The sequence below is a fragment of the Lyngbya sp. CCAP 1446/10 genome, from assembly GCF_026130175.1.
Lineage (GTDB): Bacteria > Cyanobacteriota > Cyanobacteriia > Cyanobacteriales > Microcoleaceae > Microcoleus.
Genome location: NZ_JAIGNI010000031.1, coordinates 63,845 through 80,163, shown reverse-complemented (window position 1 = coordinate 80,163; position 16,319 = coordinate 63,845). Strand labels below are relative to the sequence as shown.

Annotated in this window: 18 protein-coding genes; 8 read left to right on the top strand and 10 right to left on the bottom strand. The window is 45.8% G+C overall.

Annotated features, from left to right (window positions below; genetic code table 11):
* Positions 1-74: 74 nt before the first annotated feature.
* Positions 75-221 carry a hypothetical protein gene (locus tag K4039_RS14775; RefSeq protein ID WP_265236015.1) on the top strand — a complete coding sequence of 49 codons (147 nt, stop codon included), beginning with the start codon at positions 75-77 and terminating at the stop codon, positions 219-221.
* Positions 222-500: 279 nt separating this feature from the next.
* Positions 501-689: a hypothetical protein gene (locus K4039_RS14770; protein ID WP_265236013.1), complete on the top strand. Its 189-nt coding sequence runs from the start codon at positions 501-503 to the stop codon at positions 687-689.
* A gap of 140 nt (positions 690-829) precedes the next feature.
* On the opposite strand, the gene K4039_RS14765 is transcribed toward K4039_RS14770, so the two are convergent.
* Entirely contained in the window at positions 830-1,747 is a 918-nt protein-coding gene (locus K4039_RS14765) for a cation diffusion facilitator family transporter (RefSeq protein WP_265236046.1), read from the bottom strand.
* Positions 1,748-1,988: 241 nt separating this feature from the next.
* Here K4039_RS14765 and K4039_RS14760 point away from each other — a divergent pair, with 241 nt between their 5' ends.
* Complete coding sequence (locus K4039_RS14760) at positions 1,989-2,336, top strand: hypothetical protein (RefSeq protein ID WP_265236011.1); 348 nt, start codon at positions 1,989-1,991, stop codon at positions 2,334-2,336.
* 219 nt (positions 2,337-2,555) lie between these two features.
* Here K4039_RS14760 and K4039_RS14755 read toward each other — a convergent pair whose 3' ends face one another.
* From K4039_RS14755 to K4039_RS14720, 8 genes are all read right to left on the bottom strand, one after another.
* On the bottom strand, positions 2,556-3,398 hold the full coding sequence (locus K4039_RS14755; RefSeq protein ID WP_265236009.1) for a sulfurtransferase: 843 nt from the start codon (positions 3,396-3,398) through the stop codon (positions 2,556-2,558).
* A gap of 14 nt (positions 3,399-3,412) precedes the next feature.
* A complete protein-coding gene (locus K4039_RS14750; RefSeq protein WP_265236007.1) occupies positions 3,413-3,877 on the bottom strand; it encodes a type IV pilin-like G/H family protein in 465 nt (154 codons plus the stop codon).
* Positions 3,878-4,073: 196 nt separating this feature from the next.
* A complete protein-coding gene (mtnA, locus tag K4039_RS14745; protein WP_265236006.1) occupies positions 4,074-5,135 on the bottom strand; it encodes an S-methyl-5-thioribose-1-phosphate isomerase in 1,062 nt (353 codons plus the stop codon).
* 95 nt (positions 5,136-5,230) lie between these two features.
* Positions 5,231-5,809 (bottom strand): TIGR04376 family protein, encoded by a 579-nt coding sequence (locus tag K4039_RS14740; protein ID WP_265236004.1) that lies wholly within the window; start codon positions 5,807-5,809, stop codon positions 5,231-5,233.
* Positions 5,810-6,167: 358 nt separating this feature from the next.
* A complete protein-coding gene (locus K4039_RS14735) occupies positions 6,168-7,394 on the bottom strand; it encodes a hypothetical protein (protein ID WP_265236002.1) in 1,227 nt (408 codons plus the stop codon).
* A gap of 450 nt (positions 7,395-7,844) precedes the next feature.
* On the bottom strand, positions 7,845-8,201 hold the full coding sequence (locus K4039_RS14730) for a hypothetical protein (RefSeq protein WP_265236000.1): 357 nt from the start codon (positions 8,199-8,201) through the stop codon (positions 7,845-7,847).
* A gap of 187 nt (positions 8,202-8,388) precedes the next feature.
* Positions 8,389-9,507, bottom strand: coding sequence for an AAA family ATPase (locus K4039_RS14725; RefSeq protein WP_265235998.1), 1,119 nt, complete (start codon positions 9,505-9,507; stop codon positions 8,389-8,391).
* Positions 9,508-9,587: 80 nt separating this feature from the next.
* Entirely contained in the window at positions 9,588-11,510 is a 1,923-nt protein-coding gene (locus tag K4039_RS14720; RefSeq protein WP_265235996.1) for an ABC-F family ATP-binding cassette domain-containing protein, read from the bottom strand.
* A 332-nt stretch (positions 11,511-11,842) separates the two neighbouring features.
* Here K4039_RS14720 and K4039_RS14715 point away from each other — a divergent pair, with 332 nt between their 5' ends.
* The 3 genes from K4039_RS14715 to K4039_RS14705 all read left to right on the top strand — a co-directional run bounded on the left by K4039_RS14715 (position 11,843) and on the right by K4039_RS14705 (position 13,185).
* Entirely contained in the window at positions 11,843-12,550 is a 708-nt protein-coding gene (locus K4039_RS14715; RefSeq protein WP_265235994.1) for a hypothetical protein, read from the top strand.
* A gap of 124 nt (positions 12,551-12,674) precedes the next feature.
* Complete coding sequence (locus K4039_RS14710) at positions 12,675-12,929, top strand: hypothetical protein (protein WP_265235993.1); 255 nt, start codon at positions 12,675-12,677, stop codon at positions 12,927-12,929.
* Positions 12,922-13,185 (top strand): type II toxin-antitoxin system RelE/ParE family toxin, encoded by a 264-nt coding sequence (locus tag K4039_RS14705; protein ID WP_265235991.1) that lies wholly within the window; start codon positions 12,922-12,924, stop codon positions 13,183-13,185. Before K4039_RS14710 ends, K4039_RS14705 begins: the two co-directional genes overlap by 8 nt.
* Positions 13,186-13,432: 247 nt before the next feature.
* Here K4039_RS14705 and mnmG read toward each other — a convergent pair whose 3' ends face one another.
* Entirely contained in the window at positions 13,433-15,349 is a 1,917-nt protein-coding gene (mnmG, locus tag K4039_RS14700; protein ID WP_265235989.1) for a tRNA uridine-5-carboxymethylaminomethyl(34) synthesis enzyme MnmG, read from the bottom strand.
* Positions 15,350-15,622: 273 nt separating this feature from the next.
* Here mnmG and K4039_RS14695 point away from each other — a divergent pair, with 273 nt between their 5' ends.
* Together K4039_RS14695 and K4039_RS14690 are read left to right on the top strand one after the other, a co-directional pair.
* Complete coding sequence (locus tag K4039_RS14695) at positions 15,623-15,940, top strand: hypothetical protein (RefSeq protein WP_265235987.1); 318 nt, start codon at positions 15,623-15,625, stop codon at positions 15,938-15,940.
* 43 nt (positions 15,941-15,983) lie between these two features.
* Positions 15,984-16,319 (top strand): NADH-quinone oxidoreductase subunit K, encoded by a 336-nt coding sequence (locus tag K4039_RS14690; RefSeq protein WP_265235986.1) that lies wholly within the window; start codon positions 15,984-15,986, stop codon positions 16,317-16,319.

The window sequence follows — 16,319 nt, the reverse complement described above, 5'->3', positions numbered from 1 at the left end:
TAGGGCATAGGGCATAGGGCATAGGGCATAGGGCATAGGGCTATCCTCACCACGCGATCGAACCGCTATACACGATGGTATTGCGGTTCGATCGCACTTTTGCTCAATCCTACCTGCTGGGAATCAGCATTGATCATACCTTTAGCGCCATAGAGTACGATCGCGCCGCCAGATTAATCACACAATACATCCCCGATCCACAAGAGCGATCGGCTCTTTGAGAAATCTTCCAGTGTCGCCCAACCGACGATGCTTGCTATCAAGTCACTTACGAGAAAGAATTGGTTTAAAGCCGGAACCCTGAGCGAGGAGAAATTAAAATCAGACGATTCATTACTCCAATCCTCGGACTTCTTTTGTCAAGTGCTGTCAACTGTCAACTGTCAACTGTCAACTGTCAACTGTCAACTGTCAACTGTCAACTGAATGAATGAGTGACAGACTACTACCCGCGCTCGGTGGTTGCGAGCTTTGGGCTCACAAGTCGAAATTCTGCTACCTTGGGACTTGCGACAGAAAATGGCTGTAGAAATCCAAAAAACTGCCAACTTGTACCAATAGTCTTGCGATCGATAATTATCAAATTTATTGTGGAAAACTTGCCGATTCCTGTGGAAAACCCCCCTTTTCCTGTGGAAAAGCGCCACAAAATGAAGTGCGATCGCTTGAATCCGATTGATAAGATTTAAAAAAATCGAGGAATGCCGATCGCAAAAACTCCCTTCCTCGTTCCTCCCTCAACCTGCTGTTTACTGGGGGATACGGCCTAGATATTTCCTCCTTCCCTCTTCCTCTTTCCTTCTTCCTTCTTCCCTCTTCCTTCTTCCTTCTATTGGGCTTCGTAGCTAATTTGGTCGGACTTGTAAGCCGGAGGCTCGACGTGAATTAAGATGCGTACAGGGCTGAAACGTTCTTCCAAACGGGCTTCTACTTCTTCTGTAATCTGGTGAGCAGTTTCTACATCGACAGCATTGACGATCATGTGCATATCAATAAACACTTGACGCCCGATCATGCCACGGGAGGCGATCGAGTGACAGTTGATAACTCCGGGCACATCCATCGCGATCGCCTGGATAGTTTCCGGTGCGATCGCCATTTCATCCACCAACCAAGGCAAATTTTCCCTTAAAACTTTCCAACCGCTGCTAAATACCAAAAGAGCCACAGGAAAAGACAAAAACACGTCCAGGGATTGCAATTGAGGTATGTTTAAAACCTGACCTTGCCAAACACCGATCAACCCGCCGATGACCATAATTGTCACCCAAACATCGCTCATCGTGTGTTGAGCATCCGCCACCAAAATCGAGCTGCGGAGACGTTCGCCAACTCTGCGCTCGTAAAACGTGACAAAGATATTAATTCCCAGTACCAGCAGCAAAATCCACAGTTCATTTGGGGATATTTTGACAACTTTACCGCCGTGTAGCAACCTTTCGACAGCACCGCTGAGAATTTCAAAACAGGCAATTCCCAGAAAAACCGCAATTCCCAGAGCTCCGAGAGCATCAAATTTCTGGTGTCCGTAGGGATGATCGCGATCGGGCTGCGGATTGGCATAATGATTAGTTACCAATCCTAAAATATTATTAGCGCTGTCAGTGACGCTGTGCAAGGCATCTGCCAGTAAACTCAGGGAACCTGTCAGCCATCCCACGGCTGCTTTAATTGCCATCACTAGCAAGTTTAGCAATAAGGTAATGATTAAAACCTTGCGGACTTCGGAACGGTTATCGGCAACCATAGAATCTCCTCTATCAGCCATCTAGTTTTCAGGCTTCTAGTTTAAAGCTGATCCAGTCATAAAAGGTTAAAAGTATTGCAGAACCTAGCTTGCGACTAGATTTATATTCATTAATTTAGCCGAGCTTCTTGAGACAAATTTCAATTAATAGCATTCTCGCAGTCCAATAAAGCTGGAATGTACTTCTTTTAGGTTAGTGTATATTTTATCATTAACAATCGTATGTTAAATTTCATTGCCCATGTCTCTTTCTCCGCTAACACTGAATTTAATTGAAGGTTCTGTCTCCTTTAGCTTTTCCGCGCAAGCCGCGCGGGATTTGCAAAGTGCGATCGCCACTTTGATGGACAGCTTGAAAGCCGTAGCAGCCAAAACCGCTGGTGGTAAAGCTTCTCCCCAAAAACCGATGGAATATCGGTATGCAGGAGATGTATTTTTGGAGGTTTTCTGCAACCCGAATATCTGGGCGACGCCTTTTGCTGCGAAAGTGCTGATTACGGTTAGGGACGATCGCCTGCGCGTCACCACCGAAGCCGAACTGAGCCGCCTGCGCGACGATCTCGCTCAGTATATCGAACAAGTCGGTTGAGATTGTCCAACTAAAACCCGCCCGTTTGTCAAGGTTAAATGCCTGATAAATTAGCGGGTTTTGTCACAATTTAGTACGGTGCGTTAGTTAAGCTGTTCTGCATTTAAATTGTTTAAAAGCAGAACAGCTTAGTCATGAGAGATGCGGACTGAAGTCCGAACGATCGAACCTATTTTGATTGCTGATACTTGACTAAAATTCTTATAAATCTTAAATATACTAACTTACACTACGACTTTTTTCCAAAGGATAGCTATCCGCCGGCGAAGCCGACCATTCCCACATAGAACCTGCATAATTCTTAGCATTAAATCCCAAATTTGTCAATACACAAGTTAACCAAGCAGAGCGAACTCCCCCAGAGCAATAATTCACAATCTCACTGGACTCCGAAACTCCTTTCTGCTGCAACATAGCCACAATTTCCTCGCGTTCCAGCAGTTTTCCCTGCTTGTTTGTTAACTCTTTGTAGTAGAGATGCACCGCACCGGGAATGTGACCGCCCCTAGTTTCTCCGTAAGGCGTTTTACCTGCATATTCTCGCGGTTCTCTCGCGTCAATCACGGCTAAATTATCATTGCCTAAAATAGCTTTTAAATCATCTCGATTGATTGCTCTATTATCGCGGCGAGATACAATAAAATCTCCAGGATGCGATGGATGATTTGTGCGCTTTGTGCGATCGATTCCAGCTTTCACAAAAGCTCGATATCCTCCATCGACAAACACGGCTTTTTCCTGTCCCAAAGTTCGCAGCATCCAAACAATCCGCCCGTCTTCGCCCCAGCCTTTCGCTGAATCGGCAATGACTATGACTGGTTGGTCTTGACAAATTCCCAATGCTTGCAATTTTTCTGTTAAAACTGCATCATCTTCGATAATTTTGCCTTGGTGCGGAAAGTCGGAACAGGTAAATTGCTGCCAAGTTACGGGAATAGCTGGCGGGAGACGGCAAAACCACTTTAAAATAGGTTCGCGAGCATCAAGCAGAGTAGCTCCTTCTGACAGCAATTGCTTAGAAAAATCGGCGCTAACAATCCACTTTTCAGCTAAATCATACATAAATTAAAAATAGTTTATTTAACAATTTTTGCTGTTTTAGCAGCGCAGTTTAAAACCCCATGAGTATTAATGGGATTAGCTGGTTTAATCTTGCCCGGAGCTACATTTACACACAAAATTGTTTGCCTCTTGTTGTCTACCAAAAAAACTCCTCCCACAAAACTTTTGAGATTAGCTTGATTCGACACTGCATAATTAAATACAGCTTTGTTACCGTTATTAATTGAATATTTGTAGTTAGCTGTATCAGCTTTAATGCGGCCTAGACCTAGATTGGAAACAGAACTGGTAAAACCAGTATTGTTTGCATAGTAGGCTTGCTGAGCTTTATTCATCGCTGCCACATATTCTTTGGCTGCTGATTCCTGAGCTTTCAAGGTTGGCGACAATTGAGCCTGAGCGACTGTAGCAAAAACAACTGGCAAAGTTATAGCTGCAATCGCAACTTTCCTCTGCCGGTTGCGAGATATATAAGTCATGTTTTTACGATTGCTTAAAAGTTGATTTCCGGTAGGAACACGGCACTGCCGTGTCCTTACAGATGTCAGGCTTGTCTCTACCGATATCCGGCTTTCTTCTACAGATTTCACGTCAATTTTATCGGCAAACCCGCTTGACAAAAGCGGGATTATTTGCAGCAATAACTCGTGAATTGATCGGGTGAGTAACATACAATTAAACTAATTGTTTTGCTTGAAACTGTTTCAACTCTCCAGGAGCAACCGTGCCGTGTTCGGTGATAATTCCCGATATTAACGCCGCCGGAGTTACGTCAAAAGCGGGATTGTAAAATTCTACACCCTCTGGACAAATTCGCGTAGTTCCCACTTGATACATTTCCACAGCATCACGTTCTTCAATGGGGATTTGGCTGCCGTCTGAAAGTTCAAAATCAATTGTTGATAGAGGCGCGGCAACAAAAAACGGGACATTGTGAGCTTTGGCAACAATTGCTAAACTGTAAGTGCCAATTTTATTGGCTGCGTCGCCGTTAGCAGCGATTCTATCTGCACCGACAACTACTGCGTGAATCATGCCGAGTTTCATGCAGTGAGCGGCCATGTTGTCGGCGATTAATGTGACTGGAATTCCTTCTTGCACGCATTCCCAAGTTGTGAGTTTTGCACCTTGGAGACGGGGGCGAGTTTCGTCTGCAAATACTCTACCGAGTCTGCCTTCTCGCCAAGCAGAACGAAATACACCTAATGCTGTTCCGTAGCCTGCTGTGGCTAAGGCACCGGCGTTGCAGTGAGTTAGTAAGTTCAATTTTTCGGGTGTGGCGGGCAGAACTTCTAAGCCTTTGTCGCCGATATCTTTGCAAGTTTGCAAGTCTTCGGCTTGAATGGTTTTGGCCATTTCTAACAAAGTTTTTTGTATTTGTTCGACGGAACCGCTAGTTTTCTCGGCTGTTTTGAGCATTCGCGATATTGCCCAAAACAAATTAACGGCTGTGGGACGAGTCGATCGCAATAATTCACCAACTTGTTCTAGTTTAGCTAGAAATTCGGTGCGATCGCCCGTTTCGATTTCCCTCGCCCCCAAATACATCCCGTAAGCTGCCGCTACGCCGATCGCCGGAGCACCTCGGACTATCATAGTTTTAATGGCCTCAGCCATATCTTGAGAGCGGCTAATTTCGACTACACCGTATTCTTTCGGCAGTCGGTTTTGGTCAATTAGCAGAACTCGGTCTTCGAGCCAGGTGATGGGGGAAACGGGGGAGTTTTGAGCAGTCATGGATTTCTGTTATTTGATTTAGGAATGAGTGATTGAACCGCAGAGGGCGCAGAGGACACAGAGGAAGATAAGAGAGATTTTAGATTGACTAAAAACTATCGGTTGATATTGCGCTTCATGCGATCGAGTTCTTCGTCTGCTTCCCAGTGTTGAAACTTTTGTTCGAGAGGGTCTGCCGCATTAAAACTGCTATAATTAGAAGTCTGATTCCAACCCTTTGTATCCCAATTCGGTTCTGTTTTCGCCGTGGTTCGAGTTGCTGCGGCTTCCGCTGCTTTGGCGCGGACTTCTTTTCGGCGCAATTGAATTTGGCGGTACAATTCTTTAGCTTTTTCAATCCGTTCTTTGCAGCCTTGCATTTGTCCCCAGCGCTGATTTCCCTGACGTAGCAAAGTTGCTTGTCGTTCTTGGGCTGCTTGAGCTAAGTCGAGCCTTTGAGCTGCTTTAGCTTTGTTCGCGCGATCGTTCCAGCGCTGAATTTCTTGGGCGGCGGATAGAATTTCAGCTTGCAGTGTTTTCTCTTGTTTTTGAATCTCCAGAATCAGCCGCAGCGTGTCTTCTTCTTGTTCCTTGAGTTGTTCTTCTATTGCTTGCAACTCCAGATGAGGGTTGCTGCGCAAAAATTCTTCTAATCTGGTTTCTAGTAAGCGGCTGAAATCGTCAAATAAGCCCATTTTTTATAATTCCTCAGTCATTAGTTATTAGTCATTGGTCATTAGTTGTGAGTCATTGGTTCTCAGTTACTGGCAATCGGTCATCCGTCATTAGTTGTTAGTTATAGCATTCGCAAGTTCGGCTTCCGTCTCCCTGTACGGGATGCAAACGGATAGAAGGAAGGAGCAATAAGAGCAAGCGTTTCAGCAATTTAAAACGTCGGGCGCGGTTGCTATATTATAACTGTTGTCACCGCTCGTGAGGTACAGCCCGATCGCTGGCAATTACCAATTACCGATTACTAAAATCCTAACTGATGACTGATGACTGATGACTACTGACCAATGACCAATGACCAATGCAATGACCAATGACTGATTAGAACTTTTGGCCGACAAAAACCGATCGCACATCTCCACCCTTTCGGATAACTGCTTCTTGATTTTTGATTTCTGCCAGCGTCCAACCACTAGCACCGATACTTTCGCCGACATAGATTCTGCGGGCTACACCGTCTATTTCAAACAAAGCAGCCGATCGATCGCCCAACTCCAAAATCCCCACCAGCGTCTGCGCGGAAATCGGAGCGCTGTTCACAGCCGCTACGGATTGCTGGGGCGCTGGCGCGGATTGTCCTGCTGCCGGCGCTGGTGCTGATTCCGTTTCGCGAGCCAAAATCTTCGGCTGCACAGACTCCGAGGAGGAAGGAGAAGCCGCGAGGGGAGTGCGATTGCCAGCGGTGGCGATCGCACGACCGGAGGCTGGGGCCGCCGGCGAAGTCGAACCTGCTGCGGTTTGAGAAGCTGCCGGAGCCACAGTCACCTGAACAGGAGCCCCCGGAGCCACAGTCACCTGAGCGGGGGGAGGGATGACTACGACTTGGGGTGCAGGTGCTCCCGGCTGGGCGGCGACCTGTTCTAGGGCATTCGCGATGCGGTTGACTGCTGTCGAAAGACCTGCTGTTGGCGGTGGCGCGCCGGAAATTGAAATGCTCGGCAGTGTCCCTGGGGTTGCGGCTCCGGGAACTGTGGCAAGTTGGGAGTTAGCCTGGGGTGCTTTTTTTTGTTCGATCGCTACTAGGGAGCGCTGCACGTATTCGACAAACTGGGTATCTGGTGCGGTTTTGCTACTTGCTGCCGGCGTCTGTGGGGCAACGGCTGCGGGCAAGCGCACCAGTCCAGACCTGCTTGCCAGCCACAATCCCATGACTAGCAGTAGCGACCCAAATGCTGCTCCGAGCAGGATTTTATCGAATGATTGTTTGGACTGCTGTTTTTTAGTTGTTTCTAGCGCGACTTGGCGGGCGATCGCTGCTACGTCTTTTTTACCATCTCGCGTCGGCTCTGGCGTCAACTGCGACAAAACTATTTGAGGTACTGATATAGATTTGAGCGCCACGAACTCTGGCGCCACTGGATCGGGTGGCAGTCCGGCGCTGCCGTCGAATGCTCGATCGACTCCTTCAAACAGTTCGTCCATCAACCGATCGGCGTAGGACTCTACTGCCACTGTTTCGGCTGGCACGGTTTCGACTCTTGCCACCACGGCGATCGGCTCTGACGATGATTCCAAAGACATTTGTTTGGCGATTACTTTTTGAGGCATAGTTTTCTGTTTACTCCCGCTCCTCGACCACCCTGAGATTCTCAAGTTCAGACTTCTACAGGATACTTTTGATGTTGACCAATTCTTGGCACAGAACAGGTTAATTGTAGCTCACTGATTACAATATTTTTAGTCTTCGGTCAACTTACTTTGTGCGATCGACTTTTGTTTTGCCTGTTTTGCGCCTTTTGACCCGTCTTTTCTGCTGCCAGTCTTACTTGCTTATGCTGACTTTTACTGCATATTCTACTGCTTTTGTCAACCTCACCCAGCGGGAATTCGCAGTTTTTGACATACAACTTTACTTGAGGCTCTCGCAAAAAAAGCGGTTTTTTTGCCGCTGTTTCCGCTCGCATTGCAGCTTAGACAAGGATTTTAGACTTTTACCAGTCTTAAGCTTGTTGGTCAGTTTGCTTGAGAGTAATAACAAGCTCCAGATTTTTTCATAACTCATGACTCCAAAAGTGGTAGCAACCGCTGTAATTCCCCACAAGCTGCCTGAAGCGATCGCGGCGCATCTTCTGGTAAGCTCTGAGAATAACATCGATCGGCTAAATCCTCAACAGATGTTTTGCAAACAGCCTCATTTTGCTCAAACTTTGCATAACCAGCCTCCTCATTCACAGATTCTCCCTGCAAATAATGTATCCAAGTCTCAATATTGCGCTTGGGAACGAAAATCGCGATCGCTTCATCCAATCGCCTTTTTTCCTGCTCATCTTCCTCAAGCATACCAGCTAATTCATTAAGCCTTGCTTCCAGTATACCAGTATCTGCATCAATCAAAACAACTAATCCAATCGACACCCGGTTTTTATTCTGGCGATAAGCTTTCACTTCCGCAGGATAGTGAGTGCGTACATACTGTTCTCCAGATTGGCTACCTTTCGGACAAATATTAGCCCGAAATACACCTGTAAAACCTCGTTTTTTGAGGAAATAACGCGCAAAAACCTCCTGCTATCTATCCTCACAAAGAATCACAATCTGAACTCTACGCTGGCTCATTCAACCATCCCCGCGCAATCAGTTCAGCAATCGGTAGTCCAGAATCATCAGCCACTTCACTGCTAATTCGTCTGACTCGAACCGGAGCATTACTTTGACGCTCAAACCAATAGCCAATCGGTGAAGCTAAAAGGTAGTTGATTAACTCAGGATGATGAGAAATTAGTAATGCTTGAAGTTTTCCTTCGCTACAAAGGTCATAAAGCTCAATCAGCCAGGGTTGAATTTCTGGCAATGCTAAAAAGTTTTCCGGCTCATCAATCCACAAGGTATAGTCTTCAGATTTTGTACCGTAAATCAGCGCGTATAAAGCAACTAATGTTTTTTGTCCGTCCGACAATTCTCCGAGACGATATTCAATTGGCTTACTGTTATCTGTTTCTCCTGAAAACCGCAGTTTTAACACCAAATTATCTTCGCTGAATCGCTCAAACTTAAAATTCGTGAATCCATCCAAAACCTCTCTTAAAATATTCCCAATTTCAGCAATTTTACCTTGATCTTCAGACAGGTAGCGATACCAAGAAACAAAATTTTCCATTTTAGGAGTCAAACGCTTTTGTTCTTGATTACTTTCATCAACCATCAAACTCGGAACCATTTGCACAATGATAAATCGCGCCATCCTTTCTCTAAACCAAGTTAACTTTGTGTTGTCATTTCTTGGCATTAATGAAGCGAGTAGAGATTGCGACCAATCAAACGGGTATTGCGGCCCCTCTGAATAATTATCTCGATAAAGTTGAACTTCGCCTAATTCAAATTTTAGTAAAGGCTGGTTATCAAAGAACAGGCGCTCGTACCCAACACGACATTTATCTCGATTGTGATCAATTCCTAATTGATATGTGTAGCAGCCACCATTACCGAGAATTTCTAGCTCGAAACGCTGAGCTTGTAAAGTTTGCCAGCGGGTGAAGTCCGCTGGTTTGAAAATTCCTTCTACCTTACTGTCGCCGCTGACAAATGCTTGGATTTTCTGCAACACTTCAAAAACTGTTGATTTACCTGAGCCGTTAGATCCCAGAAATAGATTAATTGCATCAAAATCTAGTTCAAAATTTACCAAACAGCGAAAATTGTCAATATATATTCGTTTCAGCATGGGATTTTTTCAGTCATAATTCCTCTAGCTCCTGTCAATGTGAGCAGGAGCTAAACACAATACTCGAACACCCCCCAAAATTACCCCACCCGTTCGGCCAATTCTAACCACCGCTCAGTCGCGCGATCGATATCCTGGGTCAATTTAGCTAAACGATCCGATAACTTCTTCACCTCCGCAAACCCGCTCGGAGCATTGTTTGACAAAATCTTCTCAACTTCTTGTTTCTCAGCTTCCAGTTTCGGAATTTGAGCCTCTAACTGCTGGTATTCCCGCTGATCGTTAAACGAAACTTTGGTTGATTTTGTGGTAGAAGCTTTGGCTTGTGAATTGTTAGATTCAGGGGTGCGTGCAAGCTTTTCTTTGTCTTTTTGTCCTTTGAGTTCCTTGGCTTCTTCGGCTTTTTTGTGGTCTAAATATACCGAGTAATTGCCGGGATACAAGCGCAAATTGCCACCCGGTTCTAAGGCGAAAACCATGTCGATCGTCCGATCGAGAAAATAGCGATCGTGCGATACTACAATTACGCAGCCGTTAAAGTCTTCGAGATAATCCTCCAAAACCGCCAGAGTCTGTACGTCTAGGTCGTTTGTAGGTTCGTCCAGAATCAGCACGTTGGGCGCACTCATCAGCACCTTTAACAGAAATAACCGGCGCTTTTCCCCGCCGGAAAGTTTGTTAATCGGTGCATACTGTTGAATCGGCGGAAACAAAAACTTCTCCAACATTTGAGAAGCAGTAATGATTTCCCCGTCCGCCGTTTGCACCAATTCCGCTACACTTTTCAAGTATTCAATAACTCGCTGGTCTTCATTCGGCGTCAAATCCTCTGAATGCTGGTCAAAATAACCGATATGAATGGTTGTCCCAATTTCGACAGTACCGGAATCCGGTTGAATGCGCCCGGTGATGATATCCATCAGCGTCGATTTTCCCGCGCCGTTGCAGCCAATAATTCCAATCCGGTCTTCGGGAGTGAAATTGTAGGTAAAATCTTTGATTAAAGTGCGATCGTCATAGGCTTTACGAATATTCAACAATTCAATCACCTTCTTACCAATCCGGCGGCCCGCTGTGGCAATTTCGACTTTACCGTTGGATGTTTTGAATTCCTGGGCGCGCATATCCTTAATGCGATCGATCCGAGCTTTTTGCTTGGTACTGCGGGCTTTCGGGCCTTTTTTGAGCCATTCCAACTCGCGCCGCAATACTCCCGCGTGTTTGCGCTGAGTGCTGCTAGCGGATTCTTCAGATAGCGCTTTTTTCTCCAAGTAATAAGCGTAATTGCCAGCATAATTGTATAGATCGCCGCGATCGATCTCCAGAATGCGATTGGTGACGCGATCGAGAAAATAGCGATCGTGCGTAATCAGCAGCAGTGCACCGCGATAGCCGTTCAAATAGTTCTGCAACCACTCCACAGACAGCGCATCCAAGTGGTTTGTCGGTTCATCCATCAACAATACGTCAGGTTCGGAAAGTAAAGCCGTTGCTAAAGCAATGCGCTTGCGGTAGCCGCCGGACAAGTCGCCAATTTTCGCATCAAAATCCTCAATTCCCAACTTAGTCAAAATTAATTTCGCCTTGGTTTCCAAATCCCACGCATCCACCTCATCAATGCGTTCAGACACCGCAGACAGACGCGCCATCAACTTGTCGGTATCGCCTTTTCCGTGGGACAGTTGATCGGAAATTTCCTCATATTCCCGCACCAATGCCATTTGTTCGCCGCTGTCGGCAAATACTTGCTCTAAAACCGTGTGATTTTCGTCTAAATCGGGCTGTTGCGGGAGATAGACAATTGTAGACCCTGGATTGACCCAGCGATCGCCCGCATCGATCGACTCCATACCGGCAATCATTTTCAGCAGGGTGGATTTCCCGGAACCGTTGGTGCCGATGAGTCCGACTTTATCGCCTTCGTCGAGGCTGAAACTGGCATTTGTCAAGAGTTCTTTGATGCCGAAGTCTTTTTTGATCGATCGCAGAGTAAAAATAGTCATGAGTATATCAGGTCGTTTACCTAACTTAGTGTAGCGCTGATGGTGATTTAAGCTTACTTGTGGTAATACCGACTTCAACTTGAAGCAAGGGTTAAGCTAGAACAAATACTTCAGGCTCTTCAAGCAAAACTCTCTCAGTCAACACTTTTTGTTCCAGTTTAGATTAAATATGTGTATGAACTATCATGGAATAATAGGGCGCTGTACCGGATCGTAATTCCGCTGGGCCCATTGCAGTCGCTCAACGCGATCGCACGTACACCCATTCCCCAATTCCCGCCGGCTTTTCGCCGCGCCTGTTTTTCGATCGCAAAGTAAAAATAGTCATGGTTATGGATTTAGATGAAAGAAAGTTTGCCGTCAGGCAGTTTTACGAGCAGTTTTGGAAAGCGAACCCTGGAGTGACTTTATACGAGACAGTAGTTGATAATAAATGCCCTGACGTTTGCCCGATCCATCAAAAAATTGCCAGTCTTCAATTGTTGGCAAAGTTTGTTAGTGCAGGTTTTGATTGTGTAGAAATCCAGAGAACGCAGCAGAATATTCCTCAAGCTGTTTCTGATGCTGTTGAGCGTCACTTCTGGTATTCCCAGTGGACGCTTAGTGAATTATGTCTGGTAAAGATTCCGATCGCTGGACAAGACACATTTTTTTTGTTCGTTGCAGGCTTGTGTGATGATGGTTGGGAAAATAATACTAGCTTTATCGAAATTTTTACCGAGCGAGGTGAGTTTATCGGCGCAACAGATTTGTTCGCCGATCTAGCAGTTAAATGGAGAGAAACACAATTCACCAATCAGGACTATCAATACATTACAGGTGAGCCTCCCCCTCCTTGGTCGAGAGATATTTCTAACGATATATCATACGACGAACCTTTATCGCCCGAAGCAATCCTGGCAGAGAATTTGTCCTGCCTTTCATTAGAGACTGTTTACTATCATAAACCTTTCTGGTCAGAAGAAATGCTCTGGCAATCTGCTGTAAAAATTGAGTATGAAGGGGCCGTTATTCGTTATGTTCTTTATGAAAACAATTAATATAATACTGACGTAATATTGTAATATATAAAAATTTAATTGATTGAAATAGCGATCGCCAGTGGGATTGACAAACAAAAATCCTCTGCGGTAAAATTAGAAATAAAGCACGGATAATTCCCAAATGAATGATAAATCTTCAGCAGACTTGATATCTGTGACAGAGTTACACCGCCAGCTTAACGACTTACTCAAGCAACTATCACCGGAACGATTACAGGTACTTACTGATTTTGCCGCTTACTTAGCAAATGCTGAAAGCGAAGCTGCAACTCAAGAACTTTTGGCAATTTCTGGATTGCTAGAGCGAGTTAAGCAAAATCAAGCAACCCCTAAAACTGATTACGCAAACTGGAGAACTCTGCGCTCCGATGTATGAAGTTCTTCTCCATCCTGATGCTCAAAAGGTTTATGTCAATGCTGACAAAGCCCTAGCGAAGAAAATTGCCAGATGTTTGGAGCAGTTAGAACAAACTCCCCTGTTACACCCTAACATTAAAGCCCTCAAAGGAGATTTTGCAGCGTACTATCGCTACCGAATTGGAGACTACAGAGTCATTTACTCGATCGACGATGAAATAGTGCAGGTATTTGTTGTGGCGATAGCTAATCGCAGTGAGGCGTATGAACCCTGAAGGCAAGTTAGGGACTCGCGTCGTACATTAACTCGATACATATTTGTCCGCGCCCCATTTGATCAACCGCATTAATGCCGATGCGGTGCGCCAAAAAACAATCAATTTACAAGATTTGCCGCAACTCGAACGCTACCTTTTTTTTTAACTCAAAAAGTTCGATTCACCGACAACCATTATTTTTGGTAGCAAACGGGGAGACTTCGTTGGAGTCGATCGCCCTTTCAGACATTTTCAGCCATTCACCCTACTTTCCCACAGCAGCAGGCTGCTTACGGTTCCGCACTTCCAGATAAATCAACAAAGCATTAACATCAGCCGGATTCACCCCACCAATCCTCGCCGCTTGGCCAATAGTCAGCGGCCTAATTTTAGTCAACTTTTCCCGTGACTCCTTCGAGAGAGTTGTAATTGCCATATAATCCAAATCCCCAGGCAATTGGCGGCGTTCGTGTTTCGCAATGTCATCAATTTGATTTTGCTGTCTTTGCAAATAACCGGAATATTTGAGGTCAATTTCTACACCATTTTTCTCGGCTAATTGTAGACTGGAATCACCTAAATTGTATCGTTCCAAATCGACATAATGAAAACCGGGACGGCGCAGCAAATCAGCGAGAGTAATTGAACCTTTAATCACTTGTTGGGTGTCGGCAAAAATTTGCTTTCCAACTTCTTCGTGCTCTTTGACGCGAGTCGAGTACAAACGGGATTTTTCCGCGACAATATTAGCTTTTTTGCGATCGAATAACTCCCAGCGGCGGTTATCTATCAAGCCAATTTCCCGTCCCAGCGGAGTCAAGCGTTGGTCGGCATTGTCCGATCGCAATAATAACCGATATTCCGATCGCGAAGTCAGCATCCGGTAAGGTTCCCGCAAATCCTTCGTACACAAATCATCAATCAAAGTACCGATATAACTTTGCTCGCGAGGAAACACAATCATTTCCTGATTTTTCGCAAACCTAGCTGCATTAATCCCTGCGACAATCCCCTGTGCCGCCGCCTCCTCATATCCCGTCGTACCGTTCACCTGACCCGCGCAAAACAGCCCTTCGATCTTCTTAGTCATCAGCGTCGGAAAGCACTGAGTTGCCGGCAAATAATCGTACTCCACAGCATAAGCAGGGCGCATCATCTCGCACTTTTCCAAACCGGGAAGAGTCCGCAGCATTTCCAGTTGCAAACTTTCCGGTAAGCCAGTGGAAAATCCTTGGATATAAAGTTCAGGAATATCCCTACCTTCCGGTTCAATAAAAATCTGGTGACTTTCCTTATCTGCAAAGCGCACAATCTTATCTTCAATACTCGGACAGTAGCGTGGCCCTTTCGCATCAACCCAGCCACCGTAAACCGGAGAAAGGTGCAAGTTGTCTCTAATTAACTGGTGAGTTGCGGGCGTAGTTCGAGTCAAATAACATGGCATTTGTTCGCGTTCCACCCAAACTTCAGGATCGAAACTAAACCAACCAACTTCTGCATCTCCAGGCTGCGGTTCCAGGTTGGTGTAATCGAGGGTACGTTTGTCAACTCTTGCCGGAGTTCCTGTTTTCAAACGTCCGGTTTCAAAGCCTAAACGGTTGAGAGTTTCTGTCAAGCCGACTGCGGCAAATTCTCCGGCGCGTCCGGCGGGCATCGACTTATTGCCAACCCAAATTGTGCCGCCGAGAAATGTGCCAGTGGTGAGAATTACGGCTTTGCATTCAAAGGCAACGCCGAAGTATGTTTCAACGCCGATAATTTCTTCGTTTTTGCCCAATACTAAGTCTGTTACCATCGCTTCGCGGATGGTCAAATTCTCTTGATTTTCGACAATATTGTTCATGACAGCGGCGTATTCTCGCTTGTCTGTCTGTGCTCTCAGCGCCCAGACTGCGGGGCCTCTGGAAGCGTTGAGGACGCGCTTTTGTAGATAAGTGCGATCGGCCATTTTGCCGATTTCTCCGCCCAGGGCATCGACTTCGTTGGTGAGTTGAGTTTTAGCGGGGCCGCCGACGGCTGGGTTGCATGGTTGCCACGCGATTTTGTCGAGGTTGAGGGTGAGGAGAAGAGTGCGGCATCCGAGGCGAGATGTGGCGAGGGCGGCTTCGCAGCCTGAGTGTCCAGCACCTACTACGATGATGTCGAAGCTGTCTTGGAATTGTACTGGGGTTTGTGCGGTCATGATCTGCGTTTGAGTGGCAAGGACTCGTACTTTATTTTAGCAGTAATTTGGATAAGTAGGTAAGCGTAAAAAGAGCATAATATTTGGCAAATAATTGGTGGGCGGGCGAGAATTATACCCATAATAAATAAATAAGAAAAATCATTTTTTTGTGGAACGGGCATCTTGCCTGTTCCGAGGCTGGCTGATAGCCCATCCCTATCTTCACGGCAGTCACGAGTGGTGTATTCAGAATAACACTTGCGGAGGCAGGGTATATTGAGTCATAAGCAAATGGACATCATACACTCAAGAAACACACTCTCGCCAATACACGCGGGGGTTATTGTCTCCAGTCGGCGCATCACTATTAAAAGAAATATCATTCATTGTACTCCCATTCTGTGGTATCTGGGTGCGATCGCCCGATCGTCCTGCACGCGCGATCGCCCCAGTTACACTCTGTACTCCCATTTAACACCAATTCCCACAACCAATGCCACCATAGGAGAGATTCCCAACCGCGATCGCATTAATTGCCGAGTTAATCTCAAAGATAAAATCTCCAACCTAAAATCGATCGACTCGCTCTACTTTATTAATAGCACCTAAATAATGTATGATTGTCACCAAACCTTAAGCAACAAAAATTTCCGTGTTAGAAGCCTTCGTATTTGCCACAATATTGTGCGGTTTTTTTGGTATCATCCTTAAAAAGAACCTGGTGATGAAGATCGTCTCTATGGACGTGATGAGCACCGGTGTAATTGCCTATTATGTCGTGATTGCATCCCTAAATGGCTTGTTCACGCCAATTATGGGAGAAGTCAAAAATAGAGCTTTCGCCGATCCCGTTCCCCAGGGGATCATCTTAACTGCGATCGTCATCGGCTTTTCGATTCAAGCCCTGATGCTGGTGGGTGTGATGAAGCTAGCACGAGATAACCCCACATTGGAAACCAGCGAGATCGAGAAAAATAACACGCCGTAA

Coding starts and splice junctions, on each gene's coding strand:
- K4039_RS14720 (WP_265235996.1), bottom strand. CDS start 11,510: ATGACTATTTTTACTCTGCGATCGATCAAAAAAGACTTCGGCATCAAA.
- K4039_RS14710 (WP_265235993.1), top strand. CDS start 12,675: ATGAATGATAAATCTTCAGCAGACTTGATATCTGTGACAGAGTTACAC.
- mtnA (WP_265236006.1), bottom strand. CDS start 5,135: ATGACTGCTCAAAACTCCCCCGTTTCCCCCATCACCTGGCTCGAAGAC.
- K4039_RS14755 (WP_265236009.1), bottom strand. CDS start 3,398: ATGTATGATTTAGCTGAAAAGTGGATTGTTAGCGCCGATTTTTCTAAG.
- K4039_RS14715 (WP_265235994.1), top strand. CDS start 11,843: ATGGATTTAGATGAAAGAAAGTTTGCCGTCAGGCAGTTTTACGAGCAG.
- K4039_RS14750 (WP_265236007.1), bottom strand. CDS start 3,877: ATGACTTATATATCTCGCAACCGGCAGAGGAAAGTTGCGATTGCAGCT.
- K4039_RS14760 (WP_265236011.1), top strand. CDS start 1,989: ATGTCTCTTTCTCCGCTAACACTGAATTTAATTGAAGGTTCTGTCTCC.
- K4039_RS14725 (WP_265235998.1), bottom strand. CDS start 9,507: ATGCTGAAACGAATATATATTGACAATTTTCGCTGTTTGGTAAATTTT.
- mnmG (WP_265235989.1), bottom strand. CDS start 15,349: ATGACCGCACAAACCCCAGTACAATTCCAAGACAGCTTCGACATCATC.
- K4039_RS14775 (WP_265236015.1), top strand. CDS start 75: ATGGTATTGCGGTTCGATCGCACTTTTGCTCAATCCTACCTGCTGGGA.
- K4039_RS14705 (WP_265235991.1), top strand. CDS start 12,922: ATGTATGAAGTTCTTCTCCATCCTGATGCTCAAAAGGTTTATGTCAAT.
- K4039_RS14735 (WP_265236002.1), bottom strand. CDS start 7,394: ATGCCTCAAAAAGTAATCGCCAAACAAATGTCTTTGGAATCATCGTCA.
- K4039_RS14740 (WP_265236004.1), bottom strand. CDS start 5,809: ATGGGCTTATTTGACGATTTCAGCCGCTTACTAGAAACCAGATTAGAA.
- K4039_RS14765 (WP_265236046.1), bottom strand. CDS start 1,747: ATGGTTGCCGATAACCGTTCCGAAGTCCGCAAGGTTTTAATCATTACC.
- K4039_RS14695 (WP_265235987.1), top strand. CDS start 15,623: ATGGACATCATACACTCAAGAAACACACTCTCGCCAATACACGCGGGG.